Annotated in this window: 24 protein-coding genes; 21 read left to right on the forward strand and 3 right to left on the reverse strand. The window is 67.4% G+C overall.

Annotation, left to right across the window (positions count from 1 at the left end):
- The 16 genes from Q0U08_RS07540 to Q0U08_RS07615 all read left to right on the forward strand — a co-directional run.
- The coding region (locus tag Q0U08_RS07540) for a YdbH domain-containing protein (protein ID WP_298090688.1) at positions 1-1952 on the forward strand (1952 nt) is incomplete at its 5' end.
- Positions 1953-1984: 32 nt separating this feature from the next.
- Entirely contained in the window at positions 1985-2161 is a 177-nt protein-coding gene (locus tag Q0U08_RS07545) for a YnbE family lipoprotein (RefSeq protein WP_298090717.1), read from the forward strand.
- Between the two features lies 1 nt (position 2162).
- On the forward strand, positions 2163-2543 hold the full coding sequence (locus Q0U08_RS07550; protein WP_298090690.1) for a YdbL family protein: 381 nt from the start codon (positions 2163-2165) through the stop codon (positions 2541-2543).
- Between the two features lie 313 nt (positions 2544-2856).
- Positions 2857-3174 (forward strand): AtpZ/AtpI family protein, encoded by a 318-nt coding sequence (locus Q0U08_RS07555; protein ID WP_298090691.1) that lies wholly within the window; start codon positions 2857-2859, stop codon positions 3172-3174.
- 30 nt (positions 3175-3204) lie between these two features.
- Positions 3205-3996, forward strand: coding sequence for a F0F1 ATP synthase subunit A (locus Q0U08_RS07560; protein WP_298090692.1), 792 nt, complete (start codon positions 3205-3207; stop codon positions 3994-3996).
- Positions 3997-4067: 71 nt separating this feature from the next.
- Entirely contained in the window at positions 4068-4295 is a 228-nt protein-coding gene (locus Q0U08_RS07565) for a F0F1 ATP synthase subunit C (protein WP_298090694.1), read from the forward strand.
- 60 nt (positions 4296-4355) lie between these two features.
- Complete coding sequence (locus Q0U08_RS07570) at positions 4356-4850, forward strand: ATPase (RefSeq protein ID WP_298090695.1); 495 nt, start codon at positions 4356-4358, stop codon at positions 4848-4850.
- A complete protein-coding gene (locus tag Q0U08_RS07575; RefSeq protein WP_298090696.1) occupies positions 4843-5481 on the forward strand; it encodes a hypothetical protein in 639 nt (212 codons plus the stop codon). Before Q0U08_RS07570 ends, Q0U08_RS07575 begins: the two co-directional genes overlap by 8 nt.
- A 144-nt stretch (positions 5482-5625) precedes the next feature.
- Positions 5626-5946, forward strand: a complete 321-nt coding sequence (locus tag Q0U08_RS07580) for a multidrug efflux SMR transporter (RefSeq protein WP_298090697.1) — start codon at positions 5626-5628, stop codon at positions 5944-5946.
- Between the two features lie 36 nt (positions 5947-5982).
- Positions 5983-6636, forward strand: a complete 654-nt coding sequence (locus Q0U08_RS07585) for a hypothetical protein (RefSeq protein WP_298090698.1) — start codon at positions 5983-5985, stop codon at positions 6634-6636.
- Positions 6637-6683: 47 nt separating this feature from the next.
- The gene (uvrC, locus tag Q0U08_RS07590; protein WP_298090699.1) at positions 6684-8603 is read left to right on the forward strand and encodes an excinuclease ABC subunit UvrC; all 1920 of its coding nucleotides are present in this window, start codon (positions 6684-6686) and stop codon (positions 8601-8603) included.
- Between the two features lie 56 nt (positions 8604-8659).
- Positions 8660-9637 carry a polysaccharide deacetylase family protein gene (locus tag Q0U08_RS07595; RefSeq protein WP_298090700.1) on the forward strand — a complete coding sequence of 326 codons (978 nt, stop codon included), beginning with the start codon at positions 8660-8662 and terminating at the stop codon, positions 9635-9637.
- On the forward strand, positions 9634-10530 hold the full coding sequence (locus Q0U08_RS07600) for a GNAT family N-acetyltransferase (RefSeq protein WP_298090701.1): 897 nt from the start codon (positions 9634-9636) through the stop codon (positions 10528-10530). The genes Q0U08_RS07595 and Q0U08_RS07600 overlap by 4 nt, the downstream gene beginning before the upstream one ends.
- 6 nt (positions 10531-10536) lie before the next feature.
- Entirely contained in the window at positions 10537-11268 is a 732-nt protein-coding gene (gene recO / locus Q0U08_RS07605; protein ID WP_298090703.1) for a DNA repair protein RecO, read from the forward strand.
- 53 nt (positions 11269-11321) lie between these two features.
- Complete coding sequence (leuB, locus tag Q0U08_RS07610) at positions 11322-12365, forward strand: 3-isopropylmalate dehydrogenase (protein ID WP_298090704.1); 1044 nt, start codon at positions 11322-11324, stop codon at positions 12363-12365.
- Complete coding sequence (locus tag Q0U08_RS07615) at positions 12365-13465, forward strand: glycosyltransferase family 2 protein (protein WP_298090706.1); 1101 nt, start codon at positions 12365-12367, stop codon at positions 13463-13465. The genes leuB and Q0U08_RS07615 overlap by 1 nt, the downstream gene beginning before the upstream one ends.
- 7 nt (positions 13466-13472) lie before the next feature.
- On the opposite strand, the gene Q0U08_RS07620 is transcribed toward Q0U08_RS07615, so the two are convergent.
- The gene (locus tag Q0U08_RS07620) at positions 13473-13718 is read right to left on the reverse strand and encodes a hypothetical protein (protein WP_298090708.1); all 246 of its coding nucleotides are present in this window, start codon (positions 13716-13718) and stop codon (positions 13473-13475) included.
- A gap of 198 nt (positions 13719-13916) precedes the next feature.
- Positions 13917-15161 carry a phospholipid carrier-dependent glycosyltransferase gene (locus tag Q0U08_RS07625; protein WP_367271105.1) on the reverse strand — a complete coding sequence of 415 codons (1245 nt, stop codon included), beginning with the start codon at positions 15159-15161 and terminating at the stop codon, positions 13917-13919.
- A gap of 77 nt (positions 15162-15238) precedes the next feature.
- Between Q0U08_RS07625 and Q0U08_RS07630 the strand changes: the two genes are divergently transcribed.
- Genes Q0U08_RS07630 through Q0U08_RS07645 form a run of 4 tightly spaced genes read left to right on the forward strand, consistent with a single transcriptional unit; the run spans position 15239 to position 18096 of the window.
- The gene (locus Q0U08_RS07630; RefSeq protein WP_298090709.1) at positions 15239-16447 is read left to right on the forward strand and encodes an aminotransferase class I/II-fold pyridoxal phosphate-dependent enzyme; all 1209 of its coding nucleotides are present in this window, start codon (positions 15239-15241) and stop codon (positions 16445-16447) included.
- Positions 16448-16499: 52 nt separating this feature from the next.
- A complete protein-coding gene (gene apaG, locus Q0U08_RS07635; protein ID WP_298090721.1) occupies positions 16500-16898 on the forward strand; it encodes a Co2+/Mg2+ efflux protein ApaG in 399 nt (132 codons plus the stop codon).
- Positions 16895-17680 (forward strand): LysR family transcriptional regulator, encoded by a 786-nt coding sequence (locus Q0U08_RS07640; RefSeq protein ID WP_298090710.1) that lies wholly within the window; start codon positions 16895-16897, stop codon positions 17678-17680. The genes apaG and Q0U08_RS07640 overlap by 4 nt, the downstream gene beginning before the upstream one ends.
- Positions 17681-17691: 11 nt before the next feature.
- Positions 17692-18096, forward strand: coding sequence for a VOC family protein (locus tag Q0U08_RS07645; RefSeq protein ID WP_298090711.1), 405 nt, complete (start codon positions 17692-17694; stop codon positions 18094-18096).
- A gap of 124 nt (positions 18097-18220) precedes the next feature.
- On the opposite strand, the gene Q0U08_RS07650 is transcribed toward Q0U08_RS07645, so the two are convergent.
- Positions 18221-19072: an ABC transporter permease gene (locus Q0U08_RS07650; RefSeq protein ID WP_298090713.1), complete on the reverse strand. Its 852-nt coding sequence runs from the start codon at positions 19070-19072 to the stop codon at positions 18221-18223.
- A gap of 81 nt (positions 19073-19153) precedes the next feature.
- Between Q0U08_RS07650 and Q0U08_RS07655 the strand changes: the two genes are divergently transcribed.
- Positions 19154-19822 carry a GcrA family cell cycle regulator gene (locus Q0U08_RS07655; protein ID WP_298090715.1) on the forward strand — a complete coding sequence of 223 codons (669 nt, stop codon included), beginning with the start codon at positions 19154-19156 and terminating at the stop codon, positions 19820-19822.
- The last annotated feature ends 2 nt before the right edge of the window (positions 19823-19824 follow it).

The following is a 19824-nucleotide window of genomic DNA, read 5'->3' on the forward strand; positions in this document are numbered from 1 at the left end:
GTGCTGCGGCGGGCGTGCGCATCGACGCGCGGCTGGCGGTGGCGGGCGGGGGGATGCCGCAGGTGACGGCGACGCTGGCGCAGGCGCGTGCCGGTGCGCCGGTGCGTGGTAACGCGACGCTGGCGCCCTATCGGTCGGGCGGCGCGATGCTGGCGCTGGAGCGCATGCGCTTTTCGGCGGCGCTGAGCGGCGCGACGCAGATCGAGACGCGAGCGGTGCTGTCCGGACCGCTGGGCGACGGGCGGATCGAGCGGCTGGTGGTGCCGGTGGAGGCACGGTGGGACGGGCGGCAGCGGCTGGTCGTCAATCCCGGTTGCGCGCCGGTGACGGCGGAGCGGCTGGCGGTGTCGGGGTTGGTGCTGGACCGGGTGGCGGTGCGGCTGTGTCCGGTGGACGGGGCGGTCGTGCGGATCGATGGCGGGCAGGTGCGCGGGGGCGCGCAGGTGGCAGCGGCACGGCTGGCGGGACGGCTGGGCGGCACGCCGGTGACGCTGGCGGCGGATGACGCGACGCTGCGCCTGTCCGACCGCGGCTTCGTGTTGAGCGATGTCGCGGCGCGACTGGGCAGCGCGGAGCGGGTGACGCGGCTGGATGTCGGGCGGCTGGAAGGGCGGATCGATGGCGGCGCCGTGAGCGGGTTCTTTGCTGGCGCCGGCGGGCAGATCGCCAATGTGCCGCTGCTGCTGAATGGCGCGCGCGGCACATGGCGGCTGGCGGGTGGGGCATTGACCCTGAACGGTACGCTGGATGTGGACGATGCCGCCGAGACGCCGCGGTTCCAGCGCATGGCGGCGCGCGACGTGACGCTGTCGCTGGTGAACGGCGCGATTCATGCCGCGGGAACGCTGTTCGAGCCGTCGCAGTCGGTAAAGGTCGCCGATGTCACCATCGATCACCGATTGTCGAGCGGGACGGGCGCGGCGACGCTGCGTGTGCCCGGATTGACCTTTACGGAGAGTTTCCAGCCCACGCTGCTGACCATGGTGACCTATGGCGTGATCGCGGATGTGCGGGGGACGGTACGCGGTGACGGGCATATCGCCTGGGGGCCGGACGGCGTCACCTCGACCGGCATTTTCGCCACCGACGGCACCGATCTGGCCGCCGCCTTCGGCCCGGTGACGGGGATCACCGGCATGATACGCTTCACCGATCTGCTGGCGCTGGAAAGCGCGCCGGACCAGGTGGCCCGGATCAAGTCGATCAACCCCGGCATCGCGGTGACCGATGGCGTGATCCGGTACCAGACGCTGCGCGACACGCGGGTGAAGGTGGAGGGCGGGGCATGGCCGTTCGCGGGCGGATCGCTGACGCTGGACCCGACGTTGCTCGACTTTTCACAAGCCGCCGAACGGCGCCTGACGTTCCATGTGCGCGGTGCGTCGGCAGGCCAGTTCCTGCAACAGTTCGACTTCGAGAATCTGAACGCGACCGGCGTGTTCGACGGCGCGTTGCCGATGGTGTTCGACGAAGGCGGCGGCCGGATCGAGCATGGATCGCTGGGGATGCGCGAGGGCGGGGGGACGCTCGCCTATGTCGGCGACCTCAGCCAGAAGGATCTGGGGTTCTGGGGCAATCTGGCGTTCGGCGCGCTGCGTTCGTTGCGCTATCGCACGCTGAACATGACGATGAACGGGCCGCTGGCGGGCGAGATGGTCACCGATGTGCGCTTCACGGGCGTGAGCCAGGGCAAGGGCGCCAAATCAAATTTCCTGATCCGCCGGCTCCAGCGCCTGCCCTTCGTGTTCAACATCCGGATCAAGGCGCCGTTTCGCGGGCTGCTCGATTCCGCCCAGTCCTTCTGGGACCCCAAGCGGCTGGTGCAGCGCAACCTGCAGAGCCTGATCGAAGAACAGAACAAGCGTGCAGCACCGCCCACCGGCACTGCCCCCATGAGCGGGGTCATTCAGCCGCCGGCAAGCGGAGCCGTGCCAAAAACGAGACGGGATTGACGATGGACAAGAGGACACCGATCTTGGGGAAGATGGCTGGGGCGGCAATGATCGCGCTGGTCGGCATGGTACCGGCGGGATGCGTGAACATCTCGGCACCGGACAAGCCGATCGAGATCAACCTCAACATCAACGTGACGCAGGAAGTGGTGTACCGCCTGGACAATGAGGCGAAGTCGCTGATCCAGCAGAATCCGGGGATATTCTAAGATGCGCAGCTTCGTGGTGAAGATAATGATCGCGGGTGCGGCGATCGGCGGCCTTTCGGCAGCGGCCTGGGCACAGCGTGATCCGGCCTATGCCGCGGCGCGCGCGGCCGGGCAGGTGGGCGAGCAGCCGGATGGCTATATCGGCATCGTGGGTGCCGCGACCCCAGACCTGCGCGCGCTGGTCAATAACATCAATATCCAGCGCAAGGCCGCGTACACGCAGAAGGCGCAGGGCAGCGGCGCGACCGTCGAGCAGATGGCGTTCACCAGCGGTTGCAACCTGATCGCGCAGACCAGTGCGGGCGAGAAGTACAAGGGGCCGGACGGCGTGTGGAAGACGCGCACCGGCGCGGCGCCGGAGCGGGATTCGCGTTGCGTTTGATGTGGGGTATCGGCGGGCATACGATATTCTAGTGGGGGTCGTCTTCTCCCTCGCCCCTCTGGGGAGAGGGAAGGGGCCCGCTGCCGCCCAGGCAGTGGGAAGGGTGAGGGGTAGATCAACAGTGCTGCGCTGCTGGGCGGCCCCTCCCTCTCCCCGCAGGGGAGAGGGCAGGCAGCGGTCAATTGTGACACTTCCGCCCCCAGCCGGTTGACTTGGGTCCCCGTGCTTTCTAAACGGACGGCGCCTTGGCGGGGTCGCTCGCCGTTCGTGCGCTTTCCTCCCGGCTGACAGGTTCAAAAGGCGAGGTGGGCGCGTGGCGGAGAACGAACCCGGACAGGATTTCCACGGCGCGGAGGACCCGCGGCTTTCCGCGCTCGACGAGCGATTGCGGGATGCCAGGGCTCGTGAAGCGTCGCGGCAGGGGGTGAAGGTCGACGCCGACAAGGGCTATGCCCAGGGCAGTCGCATCATCTCCGCGCTGATCGGAAGTCTTGTCGGCAGCGCGTTGATCGGCTGGCTTATGGACCGCTGGATCGGCACCGCGCCCTGGGGACTGATCGTGATGCTGTTCCTGGGGATAGCCGTCGCGTTCAGGCAGATTATTCGGATATCAGGCGAGCGCCCGGAATAACCGGGCGTTCTTCGTATGTGGGAAACGGGCGTGGCGGCAGAATCGGGTAGCAAGATCGATCCGATGCACCAGTTCCTGATCGAACCGGTGTTCGGCCAGAAGTGGATCGTCGGCGGATACGACCTGTCCTTCACCAACTCCGCATTGTGGATGGTGGTGACGCTGGTCGCGCTGTGGGTGTTCATGATCGGCGGCATGAAGCGCGATCTGGTGCCCGGCCGCTGGCAGGCCGCGGTCGAGGGCTTCACCGGCTTCGTCAACGGCATGCTGGTGTCGAACATCGGGCCGGAGGGCAAGCGCTTCCTGCCCTACGTCTTCTCGCTGTTCATGTTCATCCTGTTCGCCAACATCATCGGTCTGATGCCGTTCGGCGTGGTGCCGGGCGTTCACCCCTTCACCGTGACCAGCCACCTGACCGTCACCGGCGTGCTCGCGCTGATCTCGTTCGCGATCGTGCTGATTGTCGGATTCGGTCGCCACGGCTTCCACTTCTTCGCGCTGTTCGTGCCGCACGGCACGCCCAAGCTGATGATCCCGCTGATCTTCGTCGTGGAGCTGATGAGCTTCCTGGTGCGCCCCTTTTCGCTGGGTCTGCGACTGTTCGTCGCGATGACCGCGGGGCATATCCTGCTGAAGGTGCTGGCGGCGTTCGTCATCAACGGCATCAACCTGGGTCCGGCCTATGCCGCGCTCATCACCGTGCCCAGCTTCCTGCTGATGATCGGCATCACGCTGCTGGAACTGCTGGTGGCGGCGATCCAGGCCTATGTGTTCGCGCTGCTGACCAGCGTGTACCTGAACGACGCGGTGAACCTGCACTGATCGGCAGGAGACCCACCGGGTCGTGACCCTTTGCGAATTTTTGTAACCTGTTTTGAACTGGAGTGAGTGAAATGGACGCAGAAGCTGCACGGATGCTGGGTGCCGGTCTGGCCGCGATCGGCATGGGCCTCGCCTCGCTGGGCGTGGGTAACGTGTTCGCCAAGTTCCTGGAAGGCGCGCTGCGCAACCCGGGCGCCGCAGACAGCCAGCAGGGCCGTCTGTTCATCGGCTTCGCGGGTGCCGAGCTTCTCGGCCTGCTCGCCTTCGTGACGATGATCATCCTGGTGTTCGTCGCCTAATATTGTCGTTGCGCCGGGCGGCCATGCTGGTCGCCCGGTGGACATGGCCACGAGGACCCCATGCCACAGATTGCTCAGATCGCAGCGACCTATGCGTCGCAGATCTTCTGGCTCCTGATTACCTTCGGCCTGCTGTACTTCGTGGTCGGCCGCGGAATGGTGCCCAAGATCCAGGCGACCGTCGACAACCGTGAAGCCCGTATCGCCGGCGATCTCGCCGCGGCCGAGGCCGCGCGGGTACAGGCCGATACGGTCGAAGAGGCGTGGCGGACCGAAATGGACGCGGCGCGGGTCGCGGCGCAGGCCGAGACCAATGCCGCCAAGCAGCGCGCGGCGCTGGCCTTCGAGGCGCAGGTGAAGGCGGCGGATGCCGACCTGGCCGAGCGGCTGGGGCATCATGACCTTGCCATCGCGAACGCCAAGGCGGAAGCGCTGGCCAATCTTCAGGGCGTGGCCGCCGATGCGGCGCGCGATCTGGTCGCCAAGCTGTCCGGGGTCCAGGTGGGCCAGGACGCGGCGGCGGATGCGGTGCGGAAGGTGACGGCGCATGGCTAATGCAAATGGCAGCGCGCTGGTGGCGGAGAACCTGGCCGGCGCGGCGTCGGCCGAGGGGCTGGAGCCGCATGCGGTGCGCGGTGGCGAGGGGCTGCACGGCTCCACCACCGAGCCGGGCGGCGCGGAGCATGTCGCCAGCCCGACCGCGTTCGGCTTCGATTCGACCGGCTGGGTCGCGATCGCGGCGCTGGTGGTGCTGATCGGCCTGATCGTGAAGAAGGTGCCGGCCGCGATCGGCCGCACGCTCGACACGCGCATCGCCGCAGTGCGCTCGCAGCTCGATGAAGCCGCCAAGCTGCGCAAGGAAGCCGAGGCGCTGAAGGCCGAATATGAGGCCAAGGCGAAGTCGGCACATGCCGATGCCGAGACGATGCGCGCCCATGCCCAGGCGGAGGCGAACCAGATTCTGGCCAAGGCCAAGGCCGACGCCGAGCAGTTGATGGACCGCCGCGCCAAGATGGCCGAGGACAAGATCGCCGCGGCCGAGCGCCAGGCGCTGGCCGAAGTGCGGGCGCGCGCAGCGGAGGCGGCCGCCAAGGCTGCCGGGCTGCTGATCGCGGAGCATCACGGTGTGGCTTCGGACCGCGCGATGGTGGATCGCACGATCGCGGGGCTGGGTCGGCCGAACTGATCGACGCATAGTCCCCTCGGTCACGAGGGGTATGAGAGGGGCGTGCCATTGGCGCTGCCCCTCTTTTTCTTTTTGCCCGCCGCCTCTTTCGGGTTTCCGGCGCCGGGCTTGTCAGACACGAGCCCGTTGCAAAGGAGCAATCCGATGGCGTGGGTCATTCTGGGTATCGCGGTGTTTTCCGAAATCTGCTGGGCGTTGAGCCTCAAATGGGCAGCGACCGTGGCGACGTGGCAGGCGTCTGCGGTGCCGATCACGCTCAGCTTCGTGAACATGGGGTTGCTGGCGCTGGCGATGCGCGGGCTGCCCGCGGGGACCGCCTATGCAATCTGGACGGGGCTGGGCGCGGTGGGCGTGGTGATCGGCGGCGCGGTGCTCTTCGGCGACCGCCTGAACGGCGTGCAGGTGGCGTTCATGGCGCTGACCGTGATCGGGGTAATGGGCACGAAGTTCTTCGCCACCGCCTGACTTGTCCGCGAGGGCCCGGCGCGATAGCCATCCGGCATGGAAATTACCGGCGATTATCAGCGGGATGGCTATGCGCTCGTCCGGGGTTTGATCCCGCGGACGGTGTGCAACGCGTTGCTCAACCAGATGAAAAGCGAGATCGAAGGCGCGGGCGGGCGGCTAGAGTCGATCGCGCGCGAATCGCCGTTGCTGGCACGGCCGGCGGTGGAGCTTTACGGCTATCACTACCCGCCGCTGCTCGGCTTTCTCTGGGCGCTGACGCCGACGATCGAGACGCTGGTGGGGGAGGCGTTGCTGCCGACCTACGACTATTTCCGCATCTACCGCGACGGCGATGTGTGCCGGGTGCATTCGGATCGGCCGTCCTGCGAGCACAGCCTGTCGCTGACGCTGGACTATAGCGACGGCGAGGCGTGGCCGCTGGAGGTGGGCGGGGAGGCGCTGGTCGATCCCAAGCCGGAGGTGACCGCCGATTTCGAGGGGCGACCGTTTGCCAGCCTGTCGATGGAGCCGGGCGATGCGGTGCTGTACCGGGGCGTGCATCGCCGGCATGGACGGATCACGCCGAACCCCAATGGCTGGTCGGCGCATCTGTTCTGCCACTGGGTCGGACGCAATGGGCCGTTCAGGGCGCAGGCGTTCGACGGCAATGCGGCTCTGGCCAAACCGGTCAATTTCCGTTTCGGCTGAGCCTTGAGGCTGGCAGGGCGGGCTGACCGCACCTAAATCCCTGGGCGATGTCCGAGAAAACCGTCGACCGTTTCAACGAAGAAAAGTCCACCTTTTCCATCCGCGGCGCCGATACGCCCGATCTGGCGACGGGGGTGGCGGCGATCCGCAACGTGCTGGCGACGCTGCCGCTGCGCGCGGGCGTGTACCGGATGCAGGATGCGCGCGGCGACGTGCTGTATGTCGGCAAGGCGCGCGCGCTGAAGAACCGGGTGGCGAACTACACCCAGGTCGACCGGCTGCCCAAGCGGTTGCAGCGCATGGTCTCGCTGACCCGGTCGATGACCATCGTCACGACCAACAACGAGGCGGAGGCGCTGCTGCTGGAGGCGCAGCTCATCAAGCATTACCGCCCCGCCTACAACGTGCTGCTGCGGGACGACAAAAGCTTCCCCTTCATCCTGCTTCGCTCGGATCATGATTTTCCGCGCGTGCAGAAGCATCGCGGTGCAAGGCGAGCGGTGGGGAATTACTACGGCCCGTTCGCGAGTGCCGGGTCGGTCAACAACACGCTGAACGCCCTCCAGAAGCTGTTCCTGCTGCGATCCTGCACCGACAGCTTCTTCAAGACGCGCGACCGGCCGTGCCTGCTCTACCAGATCAAGCGCTGCTCGGCGCCGTGCGTGGGGCGGATCGATGCGGCGGGCTATGCGGAGCTGGTGGCGGACGCGAAGAGCTTCCTCGGTGGCAAGTCGACGCAGGTGCAGGCGAAGCTGGGCGCGCAGATGCAGGCGGCGGCGGGGGCGATGGACTTCGAGCTGGCGGCGGTGCTGCGCGACCGGTTGAAGGCGCTGACCTTCATCCAGGGGACGCAGGCGATCAATGCCGAGGGGGTGGGCGATGCGGACATCTTTGCACTGGCCTGTAAGGACGGCGTGATCGGCATCCAGGCCTTCTTCATCCGCGGCGGCCAGAATTGGGGACATCGCAGCTTCTTCCCCGCGCACACCACCGATGTGCCCGAGGACGAGGTGATGACAAGCTTCCTGACGCAATTCTACGAGGAGGTGCCGCCGGCCAAGTCGATCCTGCTCGACCGGGATCTGGCGGAGGGCGCGCTGCTGAGCGAGGCGCTGGGCGAGCGGGCGGGGTATAAGGTGTCGCTGAGCGTGCCGCAGCGGGGGGATCGGCGGCGGTTGATGGACCAGGCGAAGCGCAATGCGGTGGAGGCGCTGGAGCGGCGGCTGGCGGAGAGTACGACGCAGGCCAGATTGTTGCGCGAAGTCGCGGAGTTGTTCGATCTGCCCGAGCCGCCCGACCGCATCGAAATCTATGACAACAGCCACATCCAGGGCAGCAATGCGCTGGGCGCGATGGTGGTCGCGGGCCCGGAGGGTTTCCGCAAAGGTCAGTATCGCAAATTCAACATCAAGGGCAACGAAGCGCAGACCAACGACGATTTCGGCATGATGCGCGAGGTGTTCCGCCGCCGTTTCGCCCGGCAACTGGAGGAAGCGCCCGATCGCGACGACGGCACTTGGCCCGACCTGGTGCTGATCGATGGCGGACGGGGGCAGTTGAACGCGGCCAAGGCGGTGCTGGAGGATCTGGGGATCGAGGATGTCTGCCTGGTCGGCGTCGCCAAGGGGCCGCATCACGGCCGCGACGGGCGCGAGGTGTTCCACATGGTGGACGGACGCGAGTTCCAGTTGCCGGTCAACGCGCCCGTGCTGTTCTACCTGCAGCGGCTGCGCGACGAGGTGCACCGCTTCGTCATCGGCGCGCACCGCGAGAAGCGCGCCAAGGCGATGGGCGCCAGCCCGCTGGACGAGGTACCCGGCATCGGCCCGGCGCGCAAAAAGGCGCTGTTGATGCATTTCGGCACTGGCCGCGCGGTGCGCAACGCCAGCCTGGAAGACCTGAAGCGGGCGCCGGGCGTATCGGCGGGGGTCGCGCAGCAGGTCTATGACTTTTACCACGCGCGCTGAGCGGTAGTAAGAACCGCCAAGCGAAATGTTCATTATCCTGTGATACGGACAGGGCCATGGTGACGCCCGTCTTCCTGACCGTGGATACCGAATTCGCCTGGCGCCATCACCGCGCCGGGCTGGGCATGGCGGCGATCTACGAACGCTCGATCGAGCCGATGGGCGTCGGATTGAGCTATCAACTGGAGGTCCTGCGCCGGCATGCGCTGAAGGCGACCTTCTTCATCGACCCGATGCCGGCGGAAATCTTTGGCATCGATCCCGTCCGGCGGATGGTGGACCTGGTGCTGGCGGCGGGACAGGAGGTGCAGTTGCACTGCCATCCCCATTGGCAGCAGGCGCGCCCCGGTGATCGCGGCGCCGCTCATGACCGGTTCCAACTGTATGAATATGATCGCGACGAGCAGCAGGCGGTGCTGGCCCGCGCGACCGAGCTGCTGATGGCGGCGGGCGCGCCGCGTCCGGTGGCGTTCCGTGCCGGCAGCTATGCCGCCAATGACGACACGCTGGCGGCACTCGCCGCGCTGGGCTTCACCTATGACAGCAGTCATAACGGGGCGGAGCCGCAGCACAGCCGCATCACGCTGCCCGCAAGGCAGGTGGCGCCTGTCGCATGGCAGCCGGGGGCGCATGGCATCATCGAGGGCATCATCGAGGTGCCGGTGACGGTGATCGAGGATCGGCCCGGCCATCTGCGAACCTTCCAGATCTGCGCGCTGTCGACCGAGGAAAGCTGCGATGCGCTGGAACACGCCGCCGCGTCGGGGCACGGCGCGGTGACGATCGTCAGCCACAGTTTCGAACTGGCCAACCGATCGGCCACCCGCGCTAACGCGGTGCATGTCCGCCGGTTCGAGGCGCTGTGCGAAACGCTGCACCAGATGGCATCCGTGCTGCCGACCCGGCATTTCGCGGAGATGCCGGACCTGCGGCTGGGTCAGGCCGACCAGTTGCTTGGCCCCGATACCCTGCGGACCCGCTGGCGGCAGGCGGAACAGCTTTGGTCGAACCTGGTGGAAGAGCGGCAGGCGTGACCGCGACGCGGGTCACGCTGAAATTCCAGATCGGCGCGCGCACCCTGGCCGCCATGCCCCGGCATCTGGAGCGGGTGGCGCTGGAGCTGGAGGCGGTGCTGGCCGATACGCTTCCGACTCTGCCGCCGATCGAGGCGGCGGACGGTTATTTCATCACCTCGCTGCCCGCGAAACATCTGGCGACGGTGGCAGGGACCTGGCCGCTGGTCGGGGTGCGCCAGCGCTATACCCGCTACCATATCGACCTTCGTCACGGGCATGATGCATGGATGGCCGGTTTATCGGGGCAGACCCGGTCCACCCTGCGTCGCAAGACCAGGCGGCTGGAGGGGAATGTGCGCCGGTATCGCAGCGTGGCCGAGATCGCCGCCTTCATGGACCTGGCCATTCCGCTGGCGGCGCGCACCTATCAGGCGCGCCATGGGCTGGATGCGGCGCTGTCCGCCGATGCGACCTTCCGGCAGGAGATCGCATCGGCCGCCGCCGATGACCGGGTGCGTGCCTGGGCGCTGTTCGTGGAGGAACGGCCCATCGCCTATCTTTGCTGTACCGGGCAGGGGCAGGTATTGCGCTACGACCATGTCGGACATGATCCCGACTTTGCCGATCGGTCGCCGGGAACGGTGCTGATGGCGGCGGCACTGGCCGATCTGTTCGCCGATCGCTTTGCCTGGTTCGATTTTCTGGAAGGCGGCGGGCAGCACAAGCGGCAACTGGCGACCGGCGGCACCGATTGCGTGGACCTGCTGATGCTGCGCCCGACGATCGTCAATCGGGCGGTGCTGGCCGCACTGGGTGGATTTGAAGGGAGCGTCGGGCTGGCACGCCGCGGGCTGGCGGCGTCGCCGCTGCTCGGGCCATTGCGCGGGTGGGTGCGAAACCTTAGACGCTGAGCCCTTATGCGCATCGCAGGCCCCGCCATTATCCTGTCGATCCGGGCAAATGGCGAGCATGGCGCGATCGTGCGCGCGTTGACGCGCAGCGACGGGGTGCAGCCCGGTTATGTCCGGGGTGGCCGATCGCGCGCATTGCGGCCGATCCTGCAACCGGCGAACACGATAATGGGGGAATGGCGCGCACGCACGGCGGAGCAATTGCCGGCGCTGACCGTGGAACTGGTCGATACCCGCGCGACGCTGCATGGTGAGCCGCTGGCCGCCGGGGCACTGGAATGGCTGGCCGCGCTGACCGCGGCGGCGCTGCCGGAGGCGCAACCCTATCCACGGGTCTATGACGCGCTGGACGGGGTGCTGGGCGCGATCGCGGCGGCCCCCACCGCGCGGGGCTGGGCGACGGGGCTGGTTCGGTATGAATTGCTGCTGCTCGCCGAACTGGGCTTCGGACTGGACCTGTCGGCCTGCACCGTCAGCCGGGTTACCGAGGATCTGGGCTATGTCAGCCCACGCAGCGGGGCGGCGGTGGCGCGGGAAGCGGCGCGGGGCTATGAGGCCAGGTTGCTGCCTTTGCCCGATTTCCTGCGCGAAGGAGGCGCGGCGGACTGGCCCGATATCTTTGACGGACTGCGCATCACCGGGCATTTCCTGGCGCGCGACCTGCTGCCGGGCACACGCGGTGACGTGCTCGCCGCGCGCGAGCGGTTGGTGGAGCGGTTGAAAAGGGCGGTTGCGTGACGGCAGCGCGCCCGGCAAGACGCACGCGATCCAGACGATAGAAGGGGTTCAGGATGGCGATGATCGCGGTACTCGCAGGCGATGGCATCGGACCGGAGGTGACGGCGGCTGCGCGGCGCGTGCTCGACTCGCTGGACCTGGGGCTGACCTTCGAGGAAGCGGCGGTCGGTGGTGCCGGGTACGAGGCGGCGGGCCATCCGCTGCCGCCCGAGACGATCGCGGTGGCCGAGCGGGCGGATGCACTGCTGTTCGGCGCGGTCGGCGATCCGCGCTACGACATGCTGGAACGCGCGTTCCGGCCGGAGCAGGCGATATTGGGCCTGCGCAAGCATTTCGGCCTGTTCGCCAATCTTCGCCCGGCCCGGCTGTTCGCGGGGCTGGAGGATGCCTCCGCGCTACGCCCGGAGGTGGCGAGTGCGATCGATATGGTGATCGTGCGCGAGTTGACCGGCGACGTGTATTTCGGTGACAAGGGGCAGGGGCGGACCGCAGAGGGCCTGCGCGAAGGCCATGACCTGATGCGCTATGACGAGGCGGAAGTGGCGCGGATCGCCCGCGTCGGCTTCGAGACGGCGCGCAAGCGGCGCGGCAAGCTGACCTCGGTCGACAAGGCGAACGTGCTGGAAACGTCGCAGCTTTGGCGTGACGTGGTGCTGGAGGTGGCGCGGGATTATCCGGACGTCGCGCTGTCGCACATGTATGTCGACAATGCAGCGATGCAGTTGGTGCGCAATCCCGGCCAGTTCGACGTGATCGTGACCGGCAACCTGTTCGGCGACATCCTGTCCGACCAGGCATCGATGTGCGCGGGATCGATCGGGATGCTGCCGTCCGCCGCGCTGGGGGCGACGGGCAAGGGGCTGTACGAGCCGATCCATGGCTCGGCACCCGATATCGCGGGTCGGGGCAAGGCCAATCCTTGCGCGGCAATCCTGTCCGCCGCGATGATGCTGCGTCACTCGCTGGGGCAGGCGGCATCCGCAGACCGGATCGATGCGGCGGTGGCGGGTGCGATTCGCAGCGGCGCGCGCACCGCGGACCTGGGCGGTACGCTGTCGACCGAGGCGATGACGGACGCGGTGCTGGCCCGCCTGTAATGTCCGACCTGCTGGAGCTTGCGGTCGTCATCCCGACGTTCAACGAACGGGCGAACGTGCCCGTGTTGATCGCCAGGCTGGACCAGGCGCTGGCGGGACGGCGGTGGGAGGCGATCTTCGTCGACGACGACAGCCCCGACGGCACGGCGGACGCCGCGCGCGCCTTGGGGCGGGTGGACGGCCGGGTGCGGGTGATCCAGCGCGTCGGCCGGCGCGGCCTGTCTTCGGCCTGTATCGAGGGGATGTGCGCGACGGCGGCACCCTTTGTCGCGGTGATCGACGGCGACCTTCAGCACGACGAGACGCTGCTGCCGGCGATGCTGGACCGGTTGCAGCGGGAGGATACGCTGGAACTGGTGGTGGGTTCGCGCTTCGTGGCCGGCGGCGGCACGGGCGACTGGGACCGCGACCGGGTGGCGAAGTCGGCGCTGGCGACCCGGCTGTCACGCCGCGTGCTGAAGGCCGACCTGTCCGATCCGATGAGCGGATATTTCATGATCCGCAGCGACGTGGCGCGGGCCGTGGTGCCGCAATTGTCGGCGATCGGCTTCAAGATCCTGCTCGACATCATGACCGCTTCGCCCCGGCCGCTGGCCTTTGTCGAGATGCCCTACACCTTCCGGGTGCGGACCGAGGGCGAGTCGAAACTCGATCACGTCGTCGCGATGGAATATCTGATCGCGCTGTACGACCGGATGTTCGGCCGCTTCGTGCCGGTGCGCTTTGCGATGTTCTCGGCGATCGGGGTGCTGGGGGTAGGCGTTCACATGGCCGCGCTCAGCCTGGTCTTTCTGGGGGCGGGGGCAAGCTTCCTGCTGGCACAGATCCTCGCCACGGCGACGGCGATGACGTTCAACTTCTTTCTGAACAACGCGCTGACCTATCATGATCGGCGGTTGCGGGGCGCACGCGCGCTGCTCGACGGGTGGGTGTCGTTCTGTGTGGTGTGTTCGGTGGGGGCGGTTGCCAATGTCGGCGTCGCCGCGTTCCTGCATGATGTGCGAAGCAGCGAATGGGCGGCGTCCGCGCTGGTCGGCGTGTTGGTCGGTGCGGTGTGGAACTATGCGCTGTCGTCGAAATTCGTCTGGGGCCGGTACTGACGGGGTTTCACGGCAGAGGCGCGGCAAGGTCGGGATAGGCGCGGTGCAGCGCCTCCGTGGCGTCGGCGAGTGCCTGGCGGGCGGTGATGATCTGTTCGCTGGCCTGCGCCGGATCGTCGAACCGCCCCGTTTCGGACATCACCGGCCCTTCGAAATAGCGCAAGGCGTCCATCGCGGCGTCGATCACGTCCATGATGTCCTGCTGCTCCAGTTCAATCAAGGTGAGGCGTTGGGCTTCCAGGCGAAATGGCATGGCTGACGGTCCGTTTCGAGAACATCTTGTCCGACTATCCCATGCTTGGTGCGCACATGCCAGCCATATGGTCCCATAGAAGAACCTGGCGTAAACCGCTATAAATCATGAATAATGTAAGAATGTGCAGAGCAAGGTCGCAAAAATTCTTATGATGATATTTCAATTTCAACATGGAAAGGGTCGTGCCCGACCGACTCAATTCCAGTCGGGTAGCCAGGTCCAGCGGCGGAACGAGCCGGCATGGGCGAGCGGCGCGGCGGACAGGATCGGGTAGAACCACAGGAACAGCACGGCGGCGCAGGCCAGGATGGTATCGTCCCAATCCCGCGACGCACCGCGCCAATGGTCGAGGGCGACCGCGATGACGATCGGCAACCACAGGCTGGGCAGGTAGTAGTAATAGAAGAAGCCGAGTGACTTGGGGATGACCGCCCAGATGAGGTAACTGCCGAGCCAGAGCGCGGCGATTGCACCCAGCCGGACGTTGCGGCCGCGCACCGCCCCCCAGAGGCATGCGGCGACCGCCAGCAGCCCGCCCCACATCACCACGGGATTGCCGACCAGCAGGATACCGCGCTGCGCACCGTCCGCGACGTCGTAGAAATACCAGATCGGGCGCAGCATCAATGGCCAGCTCCACCAGGCCGACTGGTAGACATGGGGGGCCAGGATCTGCGTCTGCTGATGATAGATGTCGCGCTGAAAGGGCAGCAGCGTCGCCCAGGTCAGCGGATTTTCGGAGTAGAAGAAGGCGGGCGCGAAGGTGGCGAGATAGGTGGTGCCGCCGATCAGGCCGAGGATCAGCCAGGCGCGGACGACCGACAGGCCGGGCCAGCGCGTGGGATCATGGTGTTTGAGCAGGGCGATGCCGAATGCGGCATAGCCGACATAGGGGACGGCGGTCCATTTCGTTCCCGCGGCCAGCCCGAGCAGAACGGCGCCCAGCGTCCAGCGGGTGGTGGCATGGGGCCCGCGCATCGCCCACAGCATGGCCGCGACGGCGAGGACGACAAGGGCGGCCATGAAGCCGTCGAGCATCGCGATCCGCGCCTGGACGAGCAGGGTGAAGTTGAACAGCGCGAGCAGCGTGCCGATGATCGCGGGCCGCAGCCGCCGGGTGGTCAGCCACAGGATCCAGAACACGCCCCCCACCGTCGCGGTGCCGGCCAGGCTCGACAGCGCACGCCAGCCGGCGGGGCTATCGCCGAACAGCAGGATGCCGAGCGCGATCAGGGTTTTGCCGAACAGGGGATGCTCGATATTGGTGTGACCGGCAAGCGCCAGCAGGGTGCGCGCGGCGGGCACATAATGCACCTCGTCGAAGACCAGGCGATGCGGGATGGTCAGCCGCCAGGTGAACAGCGCCTGGGCGATTCCCATCAGCAGGAGCGCCACGGGCAGGGGGCGGCGGAGAAGGGCGTGCACAGGCATGGCGCGCATGGTGGCGCGGCGCGTGGGGGTTGGGAAGGCTGCAACGGGGCTTGCCGATGATCGCCGGCCCCGGCAAAGGCAGGAGCATGAAGCGCAAGACTGGTCAGGACCGTTCGATCACCGCCGGCTGGCGTCCCGCGACGCAGGCCGTGCGCGGCGGCACCGCGCGATCGGAATATGGCGAAACGTCCGAGGCGATCTTCCTCACCTCCGGCTATGCCTATGACTGTGCGGGCGATGCGGCGGCGCGGTTCGCGGGCGAGCAGGAAGGGATGACCTATTCCCGGCTGCAGAACCCGACGGTGCAGATGCTGGAAGAGCGCATCGCACTACTGGAGGGCGCCGAGGCGTGCCGCACCATGGCATCGGGCATGGCGGCGATGACCGCGGTGCTGCTCAGCCAGTTGCAGGCCGGCGACCATCTGGTTGGCGGGCGTGCCGCGTTCGGATCGTGCCGCTGGCTGACCGACACGCTGCTGCCCAAGTTCGGCATCGGCACCACGGTGGTGGACGCGCGCGATCCGCAGGCGTTTCTGGATGCGGTGAAGCCCGAGACCAAGGTCTTCTTCTTCGAGACGCCCGCCAATCCGACGATGGACATCGCCGACCTGCAGGCGATTTGCGGCATCGCGCGCGAGCGCGGGATCGTGACCGTGGTGGACAATGCGTTCGCCACCCCGGCGCTGCAACGGCCGATGGATTTCGGCGCGGACGTCACCGCCTATTCGGCGACCAAGATGATGGACGGGCAAGGACGCGTGCTGGCCGGCGCGGTGTGCGGGACCGAGGACTTCATCACCAACACCCTGCTGCCCTTTACCCGCAACACCGGGCCGACCCTGTCCGCGTTCAACGCCTGGGTGGTGCTGAAGGGCCTGGAAACGCTGGACCTGCGCATCCACCGCCAGTCGGAGAGCGCACTGAAGGTCGGCCGCTTCCTGGAGGGCCGTGTGCCCCGCGTGCTGCATCCGGGCCTGCCCAGCCATCCGCAGCATGAACTGGCGATGCGCCAGATGAAGGCCGCCGGTGCGATCTTCGCGATCGAACTGGATGGCGGCCGCGCCCAGGCGCACGCACTGCTCGACGCGCTGGAGTTGATCGACATCTCGAACAATATCGGCGATTCGCGGTCGTTGATGACGCATCCGGCCTCCACCACCCATGCCGGTGTCGCCGAGGACAAGCGGTTGGAGATGGGCATATCCGAGGGTATGTTGCGGCTGAACGTCGGGCTGGAAGATGCCGACGACCTGATCGACGATCTGGATCAGGCGCTGCGGCAGGCGGGCCTGTGACGATGCGCGGCGGCTTGCGAGGGAGACGCTGATGGCCCTGACCGAAGGCGCAGTGAAGGCGTTGTTCCCGCACGCGGCCACCACCGCGGGCATCACCGTGCGCGTGTCGGTCAGCTATCTGCCCGAACAATCCGAGCCGGCGCGCGGGCGCTGGTTCTGGGCCTATCATATCCGCCTGGAGAATGACGGTGCGGCGGCGGTGCAGTTGCTGACGCGCCACTGGGTGATCACCGACGGACGCGGCGCGCGGCATTCGGTGGAGGGCGAGGGCGTGGTGGGCGAGCAGCCGCTGATCGAGCCGGGGGCGAGTTTCGACTATGTGTCGGGCTGTCCGCTCGCCACCCCGTCGGGGGCGATGCAGGGCACGTACCGGATGATCGGGGCGGACGGCGTCACCTTCGACGTGGCGATCCCGCGCTTCACCCTGCTGGCGCCGGCGGTGGCGTCTTGAAGCGGACCCACCTGCCGCTGAACGGTTTACGCGTGCTGGATGCCGCCGCGCGCCACCTGAGCTTCACGCGCGCCGCGGACGAGCTGGCGGTGACGCCGGCGGCGGTGGGGCAGCAGATCCGCGCATTGGAGGATACGCTGGGCGTGGTGCTGTTCCGGCGCACGACCCGCGGGCTGGAACTGACGCCGGAGGCCGAGGCGGGGCTTGCCCCTTTGCGCGCCGGCTTCCTGCAGTTCGAGGAAGCGGTGCGGGCGATGCAGGCGGGGCAATCGTCCAAGTCGCTGACCATCGCGGCGCCGCGCGACGTGACCGAGAAGTGGCTGATGCCGCGCCTGGCGGAGATCGCGGCCCGAGACGGCGACTTGCGGTTCACGCTGATCGCCGCGGACGAAGGGCTGGATTTCACCGAGGCGAACCTGGATCTGGCGATCCGCTGGGGCGATGGCCCCGGCGGCCATGAAGGCGAGGCGCTGGAGTCGGACGGCATGGTCGTGGTGGCCGCGCCGGGCAAGACGGGTGGCGCCCTGATCGGCTGGCCGGGCAGCCCGGAGGGCACGCCGCTGATCCGCGTGACCGATGCCGGACTGGCCATCGATGCCGCTGCCGCCGGGCTGGGCCGGGCGGTGGTGCCGCATCTGCTGGCGGCGCGCGATCTCGCCTCGGGTCGGCTGGTGCAGATGGGCGACGCGTTGCCATCGCGACAGGGATATTGGCTGGTCGCGCCGCTGCCGCAATGGCGCCAGCAGAAGGTGAAGACGCTGGTGGAGGCGCTGGGGGGATAAGGGGCAGGATGATGCCGAAGCTTCTGCTCAACATCGACGTGCCCGACATGGCAGCGGGAATCGCCTTCTATACCGCTGCTTTCGGGCTGCACGTCGGTCGCCGCTTCGATGACGATTTCGTCGAGCTGTTGGGTCTGGAGGCGCCTTTATACCTCTTGGTCAAGCCGGAGGGCAGCGCGATCGCTCCGGCCGGAGGCGATACCCGGCATTATGAGCGCCACTGGTCCCCGATCCATCCCGACATCGTCGTCGACGATCTGGACGCTGCCGTTTCTGTGGCGGTCGCCGCCGGAGCGATCGTCGAGGCGCCGACGCGAGAGGCTGCCTATGGCCGGATTGCGATGCTCGCCGATCCGTTCGGCCATGGCTTTTGCCTGATCCAGTTCAACGCCGAGGGTTATGACGCGCTGATCTGATCGGTGGCGATCCTGGGCGGGTCTGTCTTGCACATGGCGACGGTATATCCGAGGACCATGGTCCACGTCCCGCTCTTCCACGGCCCGCCCCGCAGTTGCAAACGGCCGGAACCGGGGCGCTCCTTCAGTTCTTCAGCTTCCAGCCTTTGCGAAGCAGCGCGTAGCAGAGCACTGCCATTGCGATGTCGGCGGCGAGCATGACGATGCCGCCCATCGTGACCGGCGAGTCGGCGAGGCCGAGAAAGCCGTAACGGAAGCCCGAGATGATGTAGAAGAACGGGTTCGCATGGCTGATCGCGCGGAAGGTGGGGGCGAGCGAATCGACCGAGTAGAAGGTGCCCGACAGCAGCGACAGCGGGAGCACGACGAAGTTGGTTACGGCCGCGGCATGGTCGAACTTTTCCGCCCAGATCGAGGTGAGCACGCCGAGCAACGCCAGGAAGGCCGAGCCGAGCAGTCCGAACCAGACGACCGCGAAAAAGGCATGGGGCGTGACATGGACGCCCGGCCAGATCGCCATGGCGAGCCAGACGGTCAGGCCGACGAGCACCGCGCGCGTCACCGCGCCGCCGACCAGCGCGGCAAGCAGCTCTGCGGTGGAGAGCGGCGGCATCAGATAATCGACGATCGTGCCCTGGATCTTGCCGACCAGCAGCGAGAAGCTGGCATTGGCGAAGGCGTTGTTCATCATCCCCATCACGATCAGGCCGGGCGCGATGAAATCGCTGAACGGAACCTGCTGTCCCGCGACGGGAACCGCATGGCGGCCGCCGAGCGCGGTGGTGAAGATGATCAGGTAGAGGAGCGTGGTCACCGCCGGCGCCCAGATCGTCTGGAGCTGCACCTTGAAGAAGCGGCGCACCTCCTTGATATAGAGGGTACGAAGGCCCCCCCAGTTGATGTTCCGGATGACGGGCACGCCGGGGGCGTGCTGTACCGCCGATTGGATTTCGCCGATTGGGGGCTGGCTGCTCATCGGCAAAGCGCGTAACCGCTGCCGGAGCCGCCCGCAACCGGTGGCGTGATGCAGGCGCGGTAAAATGCAGGGAATGTGTTGATGTCGTGGACGGACGAGCGGATCGAGACGCTCAAGACGATGTGGGAAGCGGGACAGACCGCCAGCCAGATCGCCGAGGCGCTGGGCGGGGTCAGCCGCAATGCGGTGATCGGCAAGGCGCACCGGCTGGGCCTGCAGGCGCGCCCCTCACCGGTGAAGCCCAATGAGCCGGAGGTGAAGGAGCAGCCGGTGGCCGCCGCGCCGCCGGAACCGACGCCACCCCCGGCCGAGCCCGCCCCCGTGCGTGAGGTCGCGCGTGAGGTGGTGCGGGAGTCGGCGCCCGAGCCGGTTCGCGAGGTTGCCCCGGCACCGGAACCGGTGCGCGATCCGCAGCCGGTGCTGCGGTCGGTCGGCCCTGGTGGCTTCGTGCGTCAATCGCCCGGCGAGCAGCAGCCGCCGTCGACGCCGGCGCCGCCGCGTCGCCTGGTACCGGCCAAGCCCAATGCCGACATGGCGGGCAAGACCACACTGCTCGACCTTAACGACCGCATCTGCAAATGGCCGCTGGGCCACCCGGGCGAGCCGGATTTCCATTTCTGCGGTCAGAAGGTGAACCCGGGGTTCCCCTATTGCGTGCAGCATTGCGGCCATGCCTATCAGGCGCAGTTGCCGCGGCGTGACCGCCGCCCGCCGCCGCCGCTGCCGTTCGGCGGGCCGCGCGTGCGCTAGGC

Source organism: uncultured Sphingomonas sp. (assembly GCF_946477935.1).
Lineage (GTDB): Bacteria > Pseudomonadota > Alphaproteobacteria > Sphingomonadales > Sphingomonadaceae > Sphingomonas.